Consider the following 244-nt stretch of genomic DNA (forward strand, 5'->3'; position numbering starts at 1 on the left):
GAAAACATTCCATTCATGCCCCTCATTGTCCGTGAGTACAATAGCGCCATTTCCAGCAGCAAACGCATACTCAAATGCCAGGTTGACCGTATCCTCATCCAAAGCAAACACGGTTATAAAATTTTGATCGCCAACCAATAACAGTTCATTGCCACCATACAAGTCCCTTAAAACATTTTCTGTCTGGAAATCAGAAAAGTGATACGCCTTGGCCCGATTTCCATTTAAAATTGTCAAGACCTTT

The 244-nt window shown here is 41.4% G+C and carries 1 protein-coding gene; it reads right to left on the reverse strand.

From position 1 onward, the window contains the following. Positions 1–244: hypothetical protein (locus ACRHOZ_RS21275; protein ID WP_431130359.1), on the reverse strand; the 244-nt coding region annotated here is incomplete at both ends.

Source organism: Flagellimonas flava (genome assembly GCF_050617915.1).
In the GTDB taxonomy this organism is placed as follows: domain Bacteria; phylum Bacteroidota; class Bacteroidia; order Flavobacteriales; family Flavobacteriaceae; genus Flagellimonas; species Flagellimonas flava_A.